The organism is Leptospira bourretii, assembly GCF_004770145.1.
Classification (GTDB): Bacteria; Spirochaetota; Leptospiria; order Leptospirales; family Leptospiraceae; genus Leptospira_A; species Leptospira_A bourretii.
The window spans coordinates 70,274-87,826 of the sequence record NZ_RQFW01000019.1; the positions used below are offsets into that span (position 1 = coordinate 70,274).

16 protein-coding genes are annotated in these 17,553 nt (G+C 39.3%); 4 read left to right on the top strand and 12 right to left on the bottom strand.

Annotation, left to right across the window (positions count from 1 at the left end):
* Positions 1–9 precede the first annotated feature (9 nt).
* The 6 genes from EHQ47_RS14635 to rsmH are packed head-to-tail and all read right to left on the bottom strand — an operon-like array spanning position 10 to position 6,174.
* Positions 10–1,095 (bottom strand): UDP-N-acetylglucosamine--N-acetylmuramyl-(pentapeptide) pyrophosphoryl-undecaprenol N-acetylglucosamine transferase, encoded by a 1,086-nt coding sequence (locus EHQ47_RS14635; RefSeq protein WP_135749067.1) that lies wholly within the window; start codon positions 1,093–1,095, stop codon positions 10–12.
* A complete protein-coding gene (locus tag EHQ47_RS14640; RefSeq protein WP_135749066.1) occupies positions 1,092–2,240 on the bottom strand; it encodes an FtsW/RodA/SpoVE family cell cycle protein in 1,149 nt (382 codons plus the stop codon). Before EHQ47_RS14640 ends, EHQ47_RS14635 begins: the two co-directional genes overlap by 4 nt.
* Positions 2,240–3,352, bottom strand: a complete 1,113-nt coding sequence (gene mraY, locus EHQ47_RS14645) for a phospho-N-acetylmuramoyl-pentapeptide-transferase (protein ID WP_135777457.1) — start codon at positions 3,350–3,352, stop codon at positions 2,240–2,242. The genes EHQ47_RS14640 and mraY overlap by 1 nt, the downstream gene beginning before the upstream one ends.
* Before the next feature lie 10 nt (positions 3,353–3,362).
* Entirely contained in the window at positions 3,363–4,889 is a 1,527-nt protein-coding gene (locus EHQ47_RS14650) for a UDP-N-acetylmuramoyl-L-alanyl-D-glutamate--2,6-diaminopimelate ligase (RefSeq protein ID WP_135777458.1), read from the bottom strand.
* Positions 4,889–5,242: a hypothetical protein gene (locus EHQ47_RS14655; protein WP_135748014.1), complete on the bottom strand. Its 354-nt coding sequence runs from the start codon at positions 5,240–5,242 to the stop codon at positions 4,889–4,891. The genes EHQ47_RS14650 and EHQ47_RS14655 overlap by 1 nt, the downstream gene beginning before the upstream one ends.
* Positions 5,230–6,174: a 16S rRNA (cytosine(1402)-N(4))-methyltransferase RsmH gene (gene rsmH, locus EHQ47_RS14660; RefSeq protein WP_135748015.1), complete on the bottom strand. Its 945-nt coding sequence runs from the start codon at positions 6,172–6,174 to the stop codon at positions 5,230–5,232. Before rsmH ends, EHQ47_RS14655 begins: the two co-directional genes overlap by 13 nt.
* 72 nt (positions 6,175–6,246) lie before the next feature.
* Between rsmH and EHQ47_RS14665 the strand changes: the two genes are divergently transcribed.
* A complete protein-coding gene (locus EHQ47_RS14665; protein WP_135748016.1) occupies positions 6,247–6,768 on the top strand; it encodes an HIT family protein in 522 nt (173 codons plus the stop codon).
* On the opposite strand, the gene EHQ47_RS14670 is transcribed toward EHQ47_RS14665, so the two are convergent.
* On the bottom strand, positions 6,765–7,622 hold the full coding sequence (locus EHQ47_RS14670) for a CheR family methyltransferase (protein WP_135748017.1): 858 nt from the start codon (positions 7,620–7,622) through the stop codon (positions 6,765–6,767). The genes EHQ47_RS14665 and EHQ47_RS14670 overlap by 4 nt on opposite strands.
* A 71-nt stretch (positions 7,623–7,693) precedes the next feature.
* Here EHQ47_RS14670 and EHQ47_RS14675 point away from each other — a divergent pair, with 71 nt between their 5' ends.
* Positions 7,694–8,440 (top strand): menaquinone biosynthetic enzyme MqnA/MqnD family protein, encoded by a 747-nt coding sequence (locus EHQ47_RS14675; RefSeq protein WP_135777459.1) that lies wholly within the window; start codon positions 7,694–7,696, stop codon positions 8,438–8,440.
* Here EHQ47_RS14675 and EHQ47_RS14680 read toward each other — a convergent pair.
* From EHQ47_RS14680 to EHQ47_RS14695, 4 genes are all read right to left on the bottom strand, one after another.
* On the bottom strand, positions 8,437–9,075 hold the full coding sequence (locus EHQ47_RS14680) for an LIC11874 family lipoprotein (RefSeq protein WP_135748019.1): 639 nt from the start codon (positions 9,073–9,075) through the stop codon (positions 8,437–8,439). The two genes, EHQ47_RS14675 and EHQ47_RS14680, sit on opposite strands and share 4 nt — an antisense overlap.
* Before the next feature lie 38 nt (positions 9,076–9,113).
* On the bottom strand, positions 9,114–10,538 hold the full coding sequence (locus EHQ47_RS14685) for an ammonium transporter (protein ID WP_135777460.1): 1,425 nt from the start codon (positions 10,536–10,538) through the stop codon (positions 9,114–9,116).
* A gap of 10 nt (positions 10,539–10,548) precedes the next feature.
* On the bottom strand, positions 10,549–12,369 hold the full coding sequence (locus EHQ47_RS14690; RefSeq protein WP_100718308.1) for a GAF domain-containing SpoIIE family protein phosphatase: 1,821 nt from the start codon (positions 12,367–12,369) through the stop codon (positions 10,549–10,551).
* A 171-nt stretch (positions 12,370–12,540) separates the two neighbouring features.
* On the bottom strand, positions 12,541–13,548 hold the full coding sequence (locus tag EHQ47_RS14695; RefSeq protein WP_135748020.1) for a hypothetical protein: 1,008 nt from the start codon (positions 13,546–13,548) through the stop codon (positions 12,541–12,543).
* Between the two features lie 47 nt (positions 13,549–13,595).
* Between EHQ47_RS14695 and EHQ47_RS14700 the strand changes: the two genes are divergently transcribed.
* Complete coding sequence (locus tag EHQ47_RS14700; protein WP_135693431.1) at positions 13,596–14,024, top strand: hypothetical protein; 429 nt, start codon at positions 13,596–13,598, stop codon at positions 14,022–14,024.
* Positions 14,025–14,106: 82 nt separating this feature from the next.
* Positions 14,107–15,555 carry an AsmA family protein gene (locus EHQ47_RS14705; protein ID WP_135777461.1) on the top strand — a complete coding sequence of 483 codons (1,449 nt, stop codon included), beginning with the start codon at positions 14,107–14,109 and terminating at the stop codon, positions 15,553–15,555.
* Positions 15,556–15,662: 107 nt separating this feature from the next.
* Here the strand turns inward: EHQ47_RS14705 and typA are convergent, their stop codons facing one another.
* Positions 15,663–17,471, bottom strand: a complete 1,809-nt coding sequence (gene typA / locus EHQ47_RS14710) for a translational GTPase TypA (protein ID WP_135748049.1) — start codon at positions 17,469–17,471, stop codon at positions 15,663–15,665.
* Positions 17,472–17,553 lie beyond the last annotated feature (82 nt).

Genomic DNA, 17,553 nt, shown 5'->3' on the forward strand with positions numbered 1-17,553 from the left:
TTCGATACGTCAGTTATGTTCAGTAAAAAAATATGAAACTGTTTGGTAGGCTGCATTGACATTTGACAATGCCAAGGATACATGTCCCATCTCACGAAGGATTTCAGAATGGTCTTTCCATCCAAGTAAAATCTGTACAAGTCTTGTTGGGTCATCCGAAGTGGAATGAATGCTCACACCAGCACCTTGTGATTCTATATAATTTGCATTTTCCTTTTGGTGGTTGTCTGCAGCGTAGGGATAAGGAATAAGGATCATTGGCAATCCAAACACCAAACATTCAGCAAGAACACCGGCACCAGATCTTGCCACAACGATGTTTGCCCACTCATAGTTTGGTTTCATATCATTGGCGTAAGAAATGATTTCTGCGTCACCGACTGATTTTGATTTTGTTTCCTCATATAGAGAAGTCCCAGTGAGAAGTCTGAATTTATATTTTGATGAAATTTCTGGATTCTCCATTGTTTTCAGAATCATTTGGTTGAGTTGCCTTGCACCTTGTGATCCACCAAGCACCAAAACATTTACTGTATTCTTTTTGCCTTCATGAAGATTTTCATTTTGTCTTATATTGAGGTGTTCGGGAATCACTCTTCTTCGAACAGGATTACCGATGATTTTTCCCTTAATGCCGTAACCTTCCGCTAAAGGAAAACTAAATGCAATTTTTTGAGAAAACTTAGCAAAAATCCGAGTGATTTTTCCCGGTACACAATTTTGTTCACAAAGGTATAAATGTTTACGAAATAAAATCGCATATAGGATTGCAGGAAGACTAGAATACCCCCCCATCCCAATCACAGCTTTTACTTTTAATCGATTGAATAGAATAATGGTTTTTAAAAAGGGAAATAAGAACAAAAGAGGATAAATAATTGTTTTTAGACCACCTAACTGCGGTACATTATGCCAAAGGACTTCACAAGGAGGATTGAGTAAATCTGGGTTGTCTTTATTTCGGACAAGAGAATGCAAATACACCGCATCAAACCCAAAGGAAGAAAGTTTTTCAGCCAATACTTCTGCGAGCGCAACACCAGGAGAAATATGACCACCGGTTCCACCGGCAGCAATTAGAACAGATCCACTCATAAGACCAGGTTCTCCTTACTTGTGATGTTGGCAAGAATTCCGAATAGGATGAATATAGTGATCAGAGACGATCCCCCATAACTAAGAAACGGAAGGGAGATTCCTGTGACTGGAACAATTCCGGTAACTACAAATAAATTCAAAATTGTTTGGAACCCAAAGAGAATCAGAATCCCTGAACCCAAAAAAAAGCCAAGTTTGTCTTTTGTCCGAAGGAGTAAAAAATAGATCCGAACTAAAAGAAAGATAACGAGAAAAAGAAAAAACAAAAATCCTAAAAATCCAAAATCTTCCACAAAGGAAGCCATCACAAAATCGGTATGACTATAGGCCAAATAACGATGGGCGTAACCTGATCCTACGGGCCTTCCCAAACTTCCTCCATCAAAAAAGGCACGAAAACTAGTCACAAGTTGGTGCCCTTCATCAAATCGAAATTTATAAGGATCAAGCCAGATTTCTAAACGTTTTTTACGATACCCAACTTGTGTCACAAGAACAACTAGTAGCGGTAGAACAGAGGCACCCAAAATAAAAAGCCGTTTCATGGGAAAACCTGCAAGCAGGACGAAAAAAAATAAAACAAGTAGAAGTTCGACTGTGGTTCCAAATGCCGGTTCAATGACAATGAGAACTAATGTTACAAAAATAAGAAATACTGAGGTAATTTTCTTCCGGTCCCATTTTACCTTTTTAAAATCAAAGTTATAAAAAAAATAAGAAGAAAATAACAGAATGCTGATTTTAGAAAATTCGGATGGTTGGATTTGAACTCCACCTATTTGGATCCAACGGTTAAAACTTCTTCCATAACTTGTCCCAACAGATTTTCCAAGTCCAGGAATGAATACGGAAATCAAAAGTAACAAACTTAAAACAGAAAATAAAAAAGACCACCTAACGAGAAATTGGTAAGGAATTTGACTAAAAACCAAAAAAGTGAATATTCCAATTCCACCCCATAACAACTGCTTGTTTAGGTAATAATTGGGATCTGAAAATTCACGTTCTGCGGGAATCACGGAGGCACTGTACATAATGACAATGCCCATTCCGAACAAAAGAAAAATCCCATACAATACCGGACCATCAAACCTCGAAGTCCCAAAACGAAAGAGGTTTTGTATGTTCCGAAAAATTTGCATTATTGGATTTTCAGTGTAGATAAGGTAATGATGGCAAGAATGATTCCAATGATCCAAAATCGAATCACAACCTTTTCTTCCGACCAACCTGACAATTCAAAATGATGGTGCAAAGGTGCCATTTTAAAAATACGTTTCCCTGTCAGTTTAAAGGATCCTACTTGTAAAATCACGCTCACTGCCTCAGCCACAAATATACCTCCGAGGATGACAAGAAGGATTTCTTTTTTGAGCATAATAGCAACAAGTCCAAGTGTGGACCCAAGAAATAGAGATCCAGTATCACCCATAAACACTTGGGCAGGATGGCAATTAAACCATAAAAATCCCAGTAAAGCCCCAGAAAGACCTGCTAGAAATACAGAGTATTCGTGAGAACCAGGAAGGTAAGGAATGTGGAGATAATTAGCAGCAGAAGGAGTTCCTGATACATAGGAAATAAGTGCAAATGTTGCTGTGGCAATGACTACGGTGCCGGAAGCTAATCCATCCAAACCATCCGTTAAATTGACTGCATGAGAACTTCCAATGAGTACGATGATAGCAAAGGGAACTGCTAAAATTCCTAAATTCCAAACCGGGCCTTTGACAAATGGCAAAAACAAATCGGTAATTGTAAATATAGTTCCTTTGGTTGCAACGATATTTGATTTTCCCGTAAAGTAGAAGTAAAGAGTTGTGATGGATACAGCAAAGAAGATGGTAACTAAAAATTTGGTTCGAGCACGCATTCCCCCTTTGATTTTTTTAACCGACTTCATATAATCATCAGTAAATCCAAGGCCAGCAAATAGAATGGCTGACACAAGAAGTAACAAAACATTTAGATTGGAAAGATTTCCCCATAACAGCGTTGAGATGGTAAGGGATAATATCATAATAAGACCACCCATTGTAGGTGTTCCTGATTTGGCAGCATGGGATTGCGGACCGTCGTTACGAACCGATTCTCGAAACTTCAAAGAGAGAAGAAACGAAATCAATGACTTTCCAAAAAGAAAAGTAATAAACATAGAAGTAAGACCCGCCATCATCGCACGGAGTGTTACATAACTAAAAACTCTAAGGAAACCATAATCGTTTCCAAACGATTCATAAATCCACTGGAACATTCTATTTCCCCTATCGACCTAATTCTAAGTTTTGAAAAGCATTCTCTATTTCTTCAAAATCGATAAATTTTGTTTTTTCTTTTCCGATGATTTGGTATGTTTCATGACCTTTTCCGGCTACGACCAAAATTCCATCCCGTTCCAGTAAACTCACGGCTCGTTTGATTGCCATTCGTCGGTCGACGATTTTTTCATATCTCTGGAACCCACGGGAGAACCCAGATTCAATTTCGTCTAAAATAACCTCTGGCGACTCCGTCCTCGGATTGTCTGAGGTAAGAATGACTAAATCAGCTAGATTCTCAGCGATCTTTGCCATTTGCGGACGTTTGGTGCGGTCTCTATCCCCTCCACATCCAAATAAACAAATGATTTGTTTGGGCGCAATTTCCACGCAGCTTTTTAAAATGTTTTCTAAAGCATCGGGTGTATGGGCATAATCCACAACGGCAATTCTTGATCTATCTGGAAATGGAACCACATGGAATCGTCCAGGAACAGTTGGAATTTTTTCAAGACAGGAAATTACTTCTTCCCAAGGAAAACCTAACTCGTAAGCAACTGCTAACGCAAATGATGTATTGAATACATTAAAATTTCCAAGTAGGTTTGTTCGAATTTTACGAACTTCAATAAAAGGAAGGTTTTTTGCTTTTTTATGAAAGCGATATTCACTTCCAAGTAGAGAAAGTTTTGTATTCGAATAATTAAATTCCCCAGATTTTCCAAGTAAATAAATTGGGGATTTGAATTTTGCTTCCGCAATTCGTTTTACCATCTTTTCCCCAAAGGAAACATCTGAAGCAACGAGACCAAATTTATTTTTTACAGAGGATTGTTCCAAAAGTTGAAAGATTTTAAATTTACTTTCAAAATAATCTTCCATAGAAGTATGAAAATCCAAATGATCCTGTGTTAAATTTGTAAATCCAGCGCAAGTAATTTCAAGACCTGCTACACGCCCCAGTTTTAATCCATGGCTACTCATTTCCATAAAAACATATTCAATGCCTTCATCTAACATCTGTTTAAGAAGTAGATTTAATGAAGAAGCATCTGGAGTTGTATATCCCGATTCTAAAACTCGATCCATAATTTGAATTTGAACAGTTCCAATCAGGGCAGCATTTTTCCCAACTTTCCTTGCTAGGTGAAAAAGGATGAATGTTAACGAAGTTTTTCCATTGGTTCCAGTGATGGCCACAAGTTTCATTTTTTTGGCTGGGTTCCCTGCAAGCAAACATGCAGTTTTCCCATGGGCCTCGCCCACGGCTTCTTCCGTTTCAAGGACCACCGGAAAGGATTCTAAAGTTTTTAATTTAACATCACGTTTAGAAATAAGAACAACTTCAGATCCTTTTGCAAGAGCCATTTTTAAAAATGCCTCTTGTTTTTCTGTGTTTTCTTCCGGCAAAACGAAGATATCCCTGGCTTCTAATTTTCGGCTATCAGCCCAAATATAAGCTACTTCAGTTGAACTTTCTCCTTTGATTAGTTTCAATTCAGGGATTCGTTTGATAATTTCTGATACTTTCATTATTTTTGAGTGATTACCTCATCAGGAATCGGAGGAAGTTCGATGGTCACCGTACGATTTCCTAAACTGATGGGAAGAAACTGGTAAGTCCTTCGGTAAAGAGTTTCGATTCGTTCTGCAGATGTATAAGAAACAATTCCTATTTTTAATTCATCGTTTTTGCGTTTTAATTCTTCTTTGGTGGAAGTACGTTCGTGGATCTGTCTGGTGAGTCTTGCCTTTTCCAATCCTTGCCAAACACTCGAATAAAAAAACAAAAGAAAAGGAATTAAGAGAACAAAAGGTTTGAGAGGAGAAATAAAATCGACAAAGAATTTCGGAATGTTCTTTAATTTTCCAGTCATCGTTCCCATCTCTTATTTAATATCGGACTTATTCTTTGAAGACCTCTTAATTTTGCCGATCTGGATGCCCGATTTTCTTTGATTTCCGTATCGGTTGGTAAAATTGGTTTTTTGGTTAGAATTTCAAAATGTTCGGATGCCTTTAGGTCGCGGAAGGTCCATTTGACAATTCTGTCTTCTAATGAGTGGAAGGAAATACATGCGAGTACGCCACCCACTTTCAAACACTCGGCAAGGTTACGAATTCCTTTTTCTGCATGTAACAGTTCTTCGTTGACTTCAATCCGCAAAGCCTGAAAGATTTTTGTGGCTGGATGTGATTCTTTTGGCCAGAACTTTCTTGGGATGGAAGCCTCCACAAGCTTTACCAGGTCGGTATTGGTTTGAAATTTTTTTTTGTGTCTCGACTGTACAATGTTATTTGCTATTTTTAATGCCCAACGTTCTTCCCCATATTCCCAAAACACTTTTTTTAAGTGTAAAACTGTGCTATAATTGATAATGTCGGCGGCAGTTTTCCTGCCCACTTGCGGTTCGAGCCTCATGTCCAAAGGTTCTTCATTTTTAAAAGTAAATCCACGTCCTGAATGTAGAAAATGGAAAAGAGAGACACCTAAGTCAACCAAGGCTCCGTCGAGACCGGGGCAATCTAAAGATTCCAAAAGTTCCTTATCCACTTCAGAAAAATTCATTTGAAAGGAATGAACACGGTCAAGAGAACCAATGACAGATTGAATTTCTTTTTTTGCCCTTTCCAACATGACAGCATCTCGATCAATCAGGATGAGCTTTGCATTTGGGAAGGTTTGTAGAATGAGTTTGGAATGACCACCTTCACCAGCAGTCCCATCTAAGAACCACTGGGGTTCGGTGACTTCCGATTTTTGTAGCAAATCAATGACTTCTCTTGGAAGTACGGGAATATGAGGCGATTCTGACACTGTTACTTTCTTACTGTATACCTGTCAAAATCCTTGCAATCCTTTAATCCTTTGGGGAGATTGAAAGTACAAATGAGTTCCTATGAAGAACATTCTCTTAGAAAAAACCTGTTCAGCATAGGGAAATTGGGTTATGCCAAAGGGGACAGACCCAATGTGGATTGTATCCTTTGTGGGGTCCGAGACAAAAACGAAATTGTTCCCAACCTGACCATTGCCGAAACCGAACTTTCCATTGTTTCGGTGAATCTTTTTCCTTACAATCCAGGCCATATCATTATCTTTCCCAAACGTCATATCATCCACTACTTAGAACTTACGGAAGAAGAAGCATTGGACATCCATAGGTTGACCCAAAAAACGATGCGAATTTTGGAAAAACAATGGAAGGTGCAAGGGTTTAATATTGGTTATAATTTAGGAAAAAATAGTGGTGGGTCCATCCCTCATATCCATGAACACATTGTGCCCAGATTTCCCAATGAGGCAGGTTTTTTAGATGTACTTTCCAATACTCGGATTGTCATCTATGAACCCTACCAAATGTGGGAAGATCTAAAAAAGATTTGGGCCAATGAACCAGAGATTGTTTAGTCTTTCTTCTGGTAGATGGTATGTCCTAAAAATTTAAAACTATCCGAAATTCCAAACATAGTTTCCGAGTGACCAAGAATCAAATATCCTTTTGGTTTCAAACTGGCTTCAAAGTTTTGGAACAAAGTTTTTTGGGTTTGTTTGTCAAAGTAAATGACCACATTTCTACAAAAGATTAAATCCAATTTGTCTGTGATCGGAAATGGGAAATGCAAAAGATTGATTTGTCTAAAATCAATCAAAGCCTTTAGGTGAGGTTTTGCTTCATAATAAACATGGTCTTTTTCAATGATTTTATTGAAATGTTTGATTTTCACTGCCTCTGAAACTGGTTCGAGACGATCATCCCGATACACTCCTTTTTTTGCAGTGGCAATCACTTGGGTATCAATATCTGATGCGTAAATTTTACAATTCCAACCAGGTTTTGTGTGGAAGTAGTCATAAACAGTGATGGCAATGGAATAGGGTTCTTCTCCAGTGGAAGACGCAGAACACCAAATCCGAAGTGATTTGGGACCACCAGTGGCGACTGCTTGTTCTAAAGCAGGAAAGTATTGGTTCTTTAAAAATTCAAAATGATGGTTTTCGCGAAAAAAATCGGTTTTGTTAGTGGTAATCCGGTTGATTAGCTCCTGCATTTCTTCCGTAGCAAACTTAGGATCTAATTTTAGTTTTGCTACATAGTTTTCAAAACTAGTAATCCCTAAGGTACGGAGCCTTGCATTGAGTCTGGACTGGACCATGATTTTTTTATGCGGAGCTAAAAAAATCCCAGCTTGTTTGTACACTAAATTTTTAATGAATTCAAATTCGGCATCACCGATTGTGTTTAAAGATGTTCGAAAGTCCAATTTGCCCTCGTAAGTGATTCGACACGTTTTTCTCGATCTGACAAGTTGTTTTTTAGAAGGGAAATTAGATAATGAAAATTGGCATTGTAAAACACCTGAATGCCCGCCCCCTAACCCTGTATTTTGAAAGAACTTCCGGATATTTACCATTGTATGAGAACCCGAGTGTTCTCATCGAACTTCTGAAACAAGGAGAATTGGACTGTGCCCTCGTTTCGTCTATCGAATGTGAAAGAAACCACGAAACCTTGGATTATACGAAAGTTGTGGGAGTTTGCGCAAGAGATGTCGTTCGTTCTGTTCTCTTCTTCCGGCACGAAAAAGATACCGGAATGCCCCAGGTTGTTTATACAGACAAGGGGTCTAGGTCGAGTGTGGCCCTATTACAATGTTTACTCTATCGTGAGTTTGGAAAAATTGTGGAGGTAGTTCCCACCCCAGCTTCTGAGATCTCGCAAATGATGTTAGATGGGATTGGGTCTCACCTTTTGTTTGGAGACCATGCCTTATTACAAACTCCAGTTCCTGGATACCAAGTTGTGGATCTTGCGGAATGGTGGAACAGGTCAACCGGACTTTATTTCTGTTTTGCTTTTTGGGCCTTCCCCAAAGGAAAGGTTTGGGATGACAGACTTTTTTTAACCGCTTTGGAATACGGGCTAAAAGAATTGGACTCCATCATCAAAGAAGAAAAACGATTGCCGATTGCGGTGACAGATCGTTATCTCAAACAAGAATTACACTATATACCAGAACAGAAAAATTTAGATGGTTTTGATTTGTTTATCAAAACTGCCAAAGAGTTAAATCTCGTTTAGAAAAAACGGATTTTGTACTCCCAGGTTTTGGAGTCTGGATTTTCCAAAGTTTCTTGCAATGGGATTTGGTAAGTTAAATTTCCAAGTCCAATAAAACCACGGTTCGAACTACATTCTGAATCTTTAGGAAATAAAACCTTAAACTGAATACGTCCTTCTTTGAGTAACCGAGACGTCTCCGAAATGATTTTTTTCTCACCGGCACTGCTATCAAGAATTGCATTATCTGTTAGGTTAGGAAAATCTCTTTTGACAGTGAGAGATCTTGGTTTTGATTTAATAGAAAAAGTTCCAATCAATACCCCATCCAAATGCAAAGGATCTTCAAAGTCGAGTTTGTAGGAAACCTTTCCTTTTCGTTTGAAATACATATCAGTGGTTTCTGATTTTTCCAATTCCCGAAAGGTAAAGTCTCTCACCTGTAGATTGTTATTCGATTTTTTTTTAACAGAATTAATGATTTCTTCTTTGGAAGTAGGTAAAAATTTAATCAGGGAATCGTTGGAATCCCTTTTTAAGGGAACTGTATAGGCAATTTCGACTGTTCCAGAGCTGAGTTTTCGAAAGAGGATTGTCTCTTCGTATTCAAAACAACCGACAAAAAATAAAATGAGAACTAAAGGAAAACGGAACACACCCTAGACTTCCCATATAGAATGCCTAGGGTCAAGGACTATTTGGAAACGGGGTAAGCTTCGTTTCCGTGTTCTAAAATATCCAAACCTAATAATTCTTCTTCTTCCGAAACCCGGAGTCCAATGGTCTTTTTGATTATATAAAACATAAGGAAACTGGTTGGGAAAGCCCAAAGAAAGGCAGTCGCCACTCCGATTGCTTGCGCTGCAAATTGAGCAAATCCAGCCCCGGAAAATAATCCTGTTTCTACACTAAACAAACCGACTGCCAAAGTCCCCCAAGCCCCACAAACCCCATGAACCGAAACAGCTCCCACTGGGTCATCAATTTTGATTTTATCTAAGAAAAGAACGGAAACAATCACAAGGACCCCAGCCACGGCTCCAATACAAATGGCACCGGTAATACTCACCACATCACAAGGAGCGGTGATGGCGACAAGACCTGCCAGTCCTCCATTTAAAGTTAATCCAATTTCTGGTTTTTTGAAAAGAATCCAAGTGAGAACCATAGCAGCGATGGCACCGGCGCAAGCAGCCATATGTGTGACAACAGCGATCCTTGCAAAACTTCCTCCCTCTATGGAAGTCGTTGAACCAGGGTTAAACCCAAACCAACCAAACCAAAGGATGAACACACCAAGGGCAGCCATGGACATATTATGACCCAAAATAGGATACACACGCCCATCGGTTTGAAATTTTCCCATCCGAGGTCCCACTACAATCGCACCAGCAAGTCCTGCCCATGCTCCTACACTATGAACAACAGTGGATCCAGCAAAGTCATGAAATCCCACTCCTTCTCCACCGCCAAGTCCAAGAGATTCTAAAAATCCTGTAGAAATTCCGAGTAAGCTCCCCCAAGCAAAGGAGCCAAAGATTGGATAAATAAAAGCCGTGATGATGATCGAAAAAACCAGATAAGCTGAAAACTTTGTCCTTTCTGCCATCGCTCCCGAAACAATGGTTGCAGCAGTCGCAGCAAAAACAATTTGGAAGATAAAAAAAGTATACTTAGAGGGATCCATACTTCCATCCTCAGCATTGATGAGACTTTCTGCAAAGGAAGGAACACCCACTCCAAATCCTGTTAACACTTGGGGACCAAACATAATGGAAAAACCAATCACCCAATAGGCAATGGCTCCCACCGTTAAGTCAGAGAAGTTTTTCATCAGAATGTTCACAGCATTTTTGGCTCTTGTGAATCCTGCTTCCACATAAGCAAAACCTGCTTGCATAAAAAATACAAGAAAGGCTGCTATACAAGTCCAAACCCAATTTGCCTCTTGTTTTGTTGTTTCTAAGGCAAGTTTTGTTTCAGCGAGAGAAGACTTGATACTTGCCATTTCTTTTGCCAATGATTCTAAACTTTCTTGGTTATTTGTTACTTCTTCCGCTCCAATTGTGGAGCCAAAAAGAAGAACCGTTAAAAATAAAAATATGCTAACTTGTTTCATAAAACTTTCCTTAACCGACCTTTTGCGAGTGTGATTCTAACCTCAAAAGAGAAGTTTTTAATTCCAAACTTTGAGGTGTGTTCTTTACGCCTTGTTGCAATACTTTGATTGCTTTTGGTTTCGCATTTTCTTTCAAATAACATTGTGCAAGTAGGATACTTGCTTTGGCAAAACTATGGTCACTGGAGAGTGCCATCTTTAACGCTCGTTTTGCTTCCGAAATCATCCCCGCTTTGTAATACGCCCTTCCCATCATAAAATGAGAGGCAGCTGTATTATCACCCGAAGTTCTCAAATATTCTTCTAAATATCGAATTGCCTCTTTATATTTCCCATCTCGGTAATACATTTTTCCTAAAAACACCAATATCTCTTTTAAAGAAGAATCAATACTAAAGGCCTTTAAGGCTTGTGCATATGCTTCTTCCATTTTCATTTTTGAATTGGATTGTTTCGCCAATTGGATGTAATGCGAAGCTTCTGGAATGGAATCCCCACAATAAAGGAAAAGAAAACTTAAGTCGTCTCCATTGGGAACGTCACCTTGATAGGCTCTAAATCTCTCCACAAAGGCTGCGGACAGTTTTTTTAAGTCAACCTTTCCTCTTCCTTCCATCACAAGTTTTTCTCGTTCATCATGTAACCAGGATTGGATTCTTTCGACACCAACCTCATCTTTTAAATGATTTCTTTGTTCACTGAATCCATCAGAGATCAAAAGTAAAAAATCTCCTGGCTCCAAACGGCCTTGTTTTTCTTCGTAATCAATTTTTCTGACTGGAAGAATCCCGAGAGGAACTCCTTTTGTATCATACTGAATAAAAGTGTCATCAGCTGCTTTGTAATGCAACATTCGTTGGTGGCCTGCGTTTACATAACCGAATGTATAATCGCTAAAGATCCGAACCATAAAAGCTGTAAAATAGGTAGATTCTGGTAATTGTTCTCTTAGTTTTTCACCAAGTTCTTCCATTATTTCGGTGAGTCCAAGTCCTGCCATCACGGATCTGCGGAATTGGTGGTGGATGGCCATGGTAACTAGCGCCGCAGGAATTCCATGTCCAGATACATCAATGTTAATAGCTGTTAAAGAATGACCTTGTCGAACGATATCAACTAAATCACCACTGACTTCTGCCATCGGTTCATAGTGGCTTGCAAAATAAATTCCATTCCAAGCACTTAAGTCCTGAGGGAGGATTTGACTTTGGACATTTCGTCCCATTTTTAAATCCCATTCCAACTGATTCAGGATGGCAGCTTCTCTTGCTCTGGCTGTGACAAGTCCTTCAATGAGTCTGACCCCGTAAAGAGCTAGTGCCAGTTGAGATGTCAATGCTTCTAAAATTTCTAAATCATCGGTGATATAAAAATTTTCGCGTTCACTTTCCACCGCAAGTGTTCCAAGAATTTCTTCTTTTTGCATGATGGGAACACACATCACTGATTTTGTGGTTTCACCTTCATCAAAGAAGTGAGCCGAACGAGTGAGATCATTCACAAGAACAGGTTCTTTGGTTTCAAAAACTGCTCCCGAATAACCTTCTCCCATCACTAAATTTCTACGGGGAGGTTCGGTCTCTTTGACAAACTTGACAGGGACAAGATACTCTCCATCCCAGAGCCGGAGTGTCGTATTGTCCGACTCAAAAATTTCCTGACAGATCAGGATGACTTTCGAAAAGAGTTGGTCTTCTCTATCTAAATTAGCAAATTCTTTGGAAATGTAGAGAAGGATCGCAATTTTATCTTTATCTGTTAATCCTCCCACGACCTTGTTTTGTCCGCGGAAGTTGACGAGCATTCGTTTGGAAACTTTGAAATCAACCATATAGGATACCTTTCTGATTTAGATGCAAGTATCGTACCGACAGTGCATCTCGCCTAAAGAAGTCAGAATATCCTATATTTCTCTACAATATGTACCTAATTAGAACAAAAGGGAGAAGAAGTGTTTATGGAAACCAGCCATTTTGTGCAAGATTTAAGCAAATGGTGTTCTTCATTGGAACTGAATTTGGATTTGTGCAGAGGCTCGAGTCTCAGCCCCGTCTCTTTCCGGAACACCGAGGCCTGATCTTTGCACAGAAATCGAGTACAAATACCCAGGACCCAGCTCTCCAGGAAAAATGGAACCAGCAACTCCCAGAGAGGCAGTATAAAACCCTCTTAGGTTCGAATCCGCACGAAACTCTCTACCTAATCCAGATAAAATTTGGAATGATTCAATTTTCCCAATCGCTAAACCAATGTTACCTGCATACATCGTATGAACTGGATATTGAAGAGAATTTTTCCCACCATTGAGTGAAGTATAAGATTTTTCAAAAAAGGTTCGATTCCCCTCTACTTGGATATCAATCCATTCATTCAGTCGATAACCCAAACCCACTAACAACCGTTCAGGGAGACGTTCTTTTAGTTTTTCAGTTTCTAAGTATTTGTCAAATCGATAGGTTCCTGGTGATTCTAAAATGAACCCCAATCGAAAGTTACCATATTGAAATGCACTTGATACCGATACATTCCAAGAATAGGAACTATATCCACCCATGCGTCCCGAAACACCCGGACCCAAATGAAGGGCAAATGATAAATACTCGTTCCATCTCCAGGTTACAAAACCTTGAAAGGCATAATTCGAATACCTTTCATCCGCCGGAAAAGATCTTAAAAAAATTGGTTTTCCCCGAAACCCAAATCCTATCGATTCCGAATATGAAAAATAAGTGGCACCAGAAAGATATAAGGGAGATGTTTTTGGATTCGCATAACTTACGTTTACTCCACCGTCCACAAGATGTTTATTTTGAAATGAAAGAAAGGCAGAATTTCCGTAAACGGTTCCCATTGAATTTGGGCTAACTACCCCGGATGAAGATAATCCCAACAAGTAGGCAGAAGGATAAGCTGATTCATAACCAGAAACTTGTGCGGAAATTGTTCCTAAAAAACAAGTGGAAAAAAAAAGAGCAATGACAGGGAAATACCATTTTCTTTTGAAAATCATTTACTGCCATTACTCCAAAGATTTATTGGAAAGAAAAGGGATTTCTTATGACAAAACCACTCTACAAACAATTTCGGTCCCCACAAGGTTGGTATTCCTTTCTATTCCCTGCGACTTGGGAACATATGGTGGTGGAAGAAATTCCTGCTTTTTTTCATCCCGATGGCGGAGGTGCTTTGCAAGTTTACGCCTTCGAATCAAAATTAGAAGATTTCAACGTTGACAAAGAATTAGAAAACTACTTAAAAATTCACGAAATCGATTATGATGCAGAAAACGTGGCAGTTTTTGAAAACAATGAAGGTTCTTCTATTCGCGCCTGCGAATTTTTAAAGGAGGATCGAGTATGGATGGTGTATATGGTTGCAAACCAATCTAGAATGCTTCTTGTTACCTACAATTCTGATGAAGAAGTGGGTGATGAACTTTTCCAACAGTTAACTAACATTATCAGTTCGGTACGGTTTTTGAATTAATTTCTTTCCCTTTTTTACTTTACAGAAATAAAATTTATCTTAGTCTCTATTCCACTCGTTAGTGTCGGAATTAGGAGACCATATGAAAAAAATAGGGTACGGAATTGGAGCAGCCATTGCAACAATTCTCCTCATCGTAATCATCGCGTTAGTTTTTGCTGGTAGTTTGATCAATCCCAGTTTTTTAGTCAAACAGATCGAATCATCCATCAATGTACGAGCCCATGTCGAATCAGTCAACATCAGTCTATTCAATGTCCTCTCTGGAATTGAAATTGAAGGGATCATCCTTGCCCCAAGAGATGAAGTAGCCAATAAAGGCATCCCACTGGACGAAAGAAAGTCAAAACCAAAAGGTCTCATCCAATTGGGAAAAGCAGATGTTAAAATATCTTTTTTAGCACTTCTCACAAAAACCTTGAAGGTAAACAAAATCCTACTCAAACAACCAGAAATCTCTCTTACGATGAATGAAGATGGTGGAAATAATTTAACATCTCTTTTTAAAACACCTAAAATCGTAGATGGTGAAAAGAATCCAGCGCTTTCTCCAGAAGCTTTAGCGGAGAAAAAAAAAGAAGCTGAGGAAGAAGCAAAAGAAAAAGCAAGTGCCCCACCTTCAGGACCTTTTTCCATTAAGGACATACCGATTGCCATTAAGATGGGACTTGTGGGGATCCAAGAGGGAAATATCCAAGTCAATATGAGAAAAACTGGCCAACAGATTTTGGTTCAAAAATTAGATTTAGAGTTAAAAGACATTGATATTGATGGAAGTGATTTGAATTCGCATAACAATGTAAATGTGAATTTTGATGCTGATGTCACAATCATTGGTAGAAACAAAAAAGAAGCTGCCAAGTTTTTATTGGAAACAGAAGGAAAGGTAACTCCTTTTGTGGTCAAAACTGGACTTGTGAATCCTAAAGTAAATTATGAAGTTACCATGAAAGAAGACTCTTTTGTTTCCGGATTTGCTGCTTTCGATGCAATTGCAGGGGAACTTCCAGCGTTAAACCAAGCCGGTTTGAAACTAGATAAACTCAAAGAAAAAGCGGAACTAAAAAAAGACGTATCCTTTCATATAGAATATAGCAATGGAAAGGTAACCTTTCTAGATGAACCAACATTTCCAACTAAAAACTATGACTTACAAATCACCAAAGGGTCTTATATAGTTACCACAACCAATTACCACGAAATGAAAATGGGTATGCTCTATGATGAAGATGAATCCAAAAAATCTCTCGCATCAGTGGATGAAAAAATCAAACAAGCCACGAAAGGACAAGGCGATCCGAAAGCCCTTCGCAATAAAATAGTTGGGAACTTGGTGAAAGACGAAAGGCTTTTTATTCCTTTTCGAACCTATGGAGACATACGGAATCCAAATGTAGAACTTGGTGTGGGTCTAGGTACCATCACCGATCTAATCGGGGGTGCTGTCAAAGAAGTCATCAAAGGGAAAGCTGGTGATGCATTGAAAAAAATTCCGGGTGCAGGAAATGCTCTGAAAGGATTGGGATTTTAAATCGAATCAACATCCCTTTACTTTTCTCTATGTATAAAAAAAGGGACTAAATTTTTAGTCCCTTTTTTGTTTGGTTTTAGAAATCAGTTAGAGTTTTTAACTTCTACTTATCTCCCACCACCAGATCTTTTTCTCATACTGGCATCCAAAACTTTTTTACGAAGGCGTAAACTTTGCGGAGTCACTTCCAAAAGTTCATCATCATCTAAAAATTCAATGGATTGTTCCAAGGTGAGTTTCTTCGGTGGAACAAGACGAATTGCTTCATCTGATCCAGAAGCACGAACGTTGGTGAGTTTTTTCTCACGAACAGGGTTTACTTCCAAGTCGGAATCTCTACTGTTCATCCCAAGAATCATCCCAGGATATACCGCTACTTGTGGTTCAATGAAAAGATCCCCACGTTCTTGCACTTTCCATAATGCGTAAGCAGTGGATTCCCCTGAGTCCATAGAAATAAGAGCACCGTTTTTACGACCAGGAATTTCACCTTTGTATTTATCAAAACGTAGGAAACGGCTAGACATTACCCCTTCCCCACGAGTTTCAGAAATAAAATGACCTCTAAATCCTATGAGTCCTCTTGTCGGAATGGTGTATTCCACACGAGTGATTCCAGAAGTATGAGCATCCATTCCTGTTAATTCCCCTTTACGGCGGTTTAGCTCTTGGATACATGCGCCCGAGTATTGGTCAGGAAGGTCCATTACGAGTGTTTCGTAAGGTTCAATCTTTTCCCCAAGTTCGTTTTGTTTGATGATTACTTCTGGGCGTGATACTTGGAGTTCATATCCTTCCCGTCTCATGTTTTCAATGAGGATGGATAAGTGAAGTTCTCCACGTCCTAAAATTTTAAAACGATCTTTATCTTCTGTTTCTTCTAAACGAAGTGCCACGTTGGTTTCAAGTTCGCGGTCAAGGCGTTCGCGAAGGTTTCTTGTGGTAACAAACTTTCCTTCTTTTCCAGCAAACGGAGAGTTGTTGACCATAAAGAACATGGAAACGGTTGGTTCTTCTACTTGGATGGCAGGAAGTGGAAGTGGATTTCCTAAATCACAAACAGTATCTCCAATGAACACATCTGGAATCCCAGCCATGGCAACGATATCTCCAGAACCTGCCTCATCAATTTCGTAACGAGTGAGTCCTTCATAACCGTAAAGTTTTGTAATTTTATAGTTAGCAGTGGTTCCATTTGTTTTTGCAAGTGTTACATCAGCGCCTTTTTTCATGGTTCCTTGGTAGATTTTACCAATGGCAATACGACCTACGTATTCATTATAATCAAGAGCTGTGACTTGGAATTGGAGGGCTTTGTCACTTTCGTTTTTAACAGCAGGCACATGTGCCAAAACTTTATCCAGAAGTGGTTCAATGTTAGAACCAGGAACTTCCGAAAGTTGGTTTACGGCCCAACCTTGTTTGGCCGAAGCATAAATAATTGGAAAGTCTAACTGTTCTTCGGTGGCACCGAGATCACTAAACAAATCAAATACTTTGTCTACTGAAAATCCTGGTCTTGCGCCTTCCCGGTCTACTTTGTTCACAACCACAATTGGTTTATGGCCGAGTTGGAGTGATTTACCCAAAACAAATCTTGTTTGTGGCATCGGACCGTCGAATGCATCAACAAGTAATAGTGTACAGTCTGTCATGGACAGAACTCGTTCCACTTCCCCTCCAAAGTCAGCGTGACCCGGGGTGTCTACGATATTAATGCGAGTGCCTTTGTATTTTACCGAAGTGTTCTTGGCAAGGATGGTAATCCCTTTTTCTTGTTCCAAAGTGTTGGAATCCATGATTCTTTCTCGGTCTTCTTTTGCGGTTACGGCGCCCGTATGGCGAAGGATACAATCTGTTAGTGTCGTCTTACCGTGGTCGACGTGTGCGATGATGGCGATGTTGCGAATTTCCATTGTTTTTACCAGAAATTCTAATCCAGTTAGGCTGTAAATGGGGATTTCAGTTTGACAAGAGGTGCCCATCAGAAATCCTGGT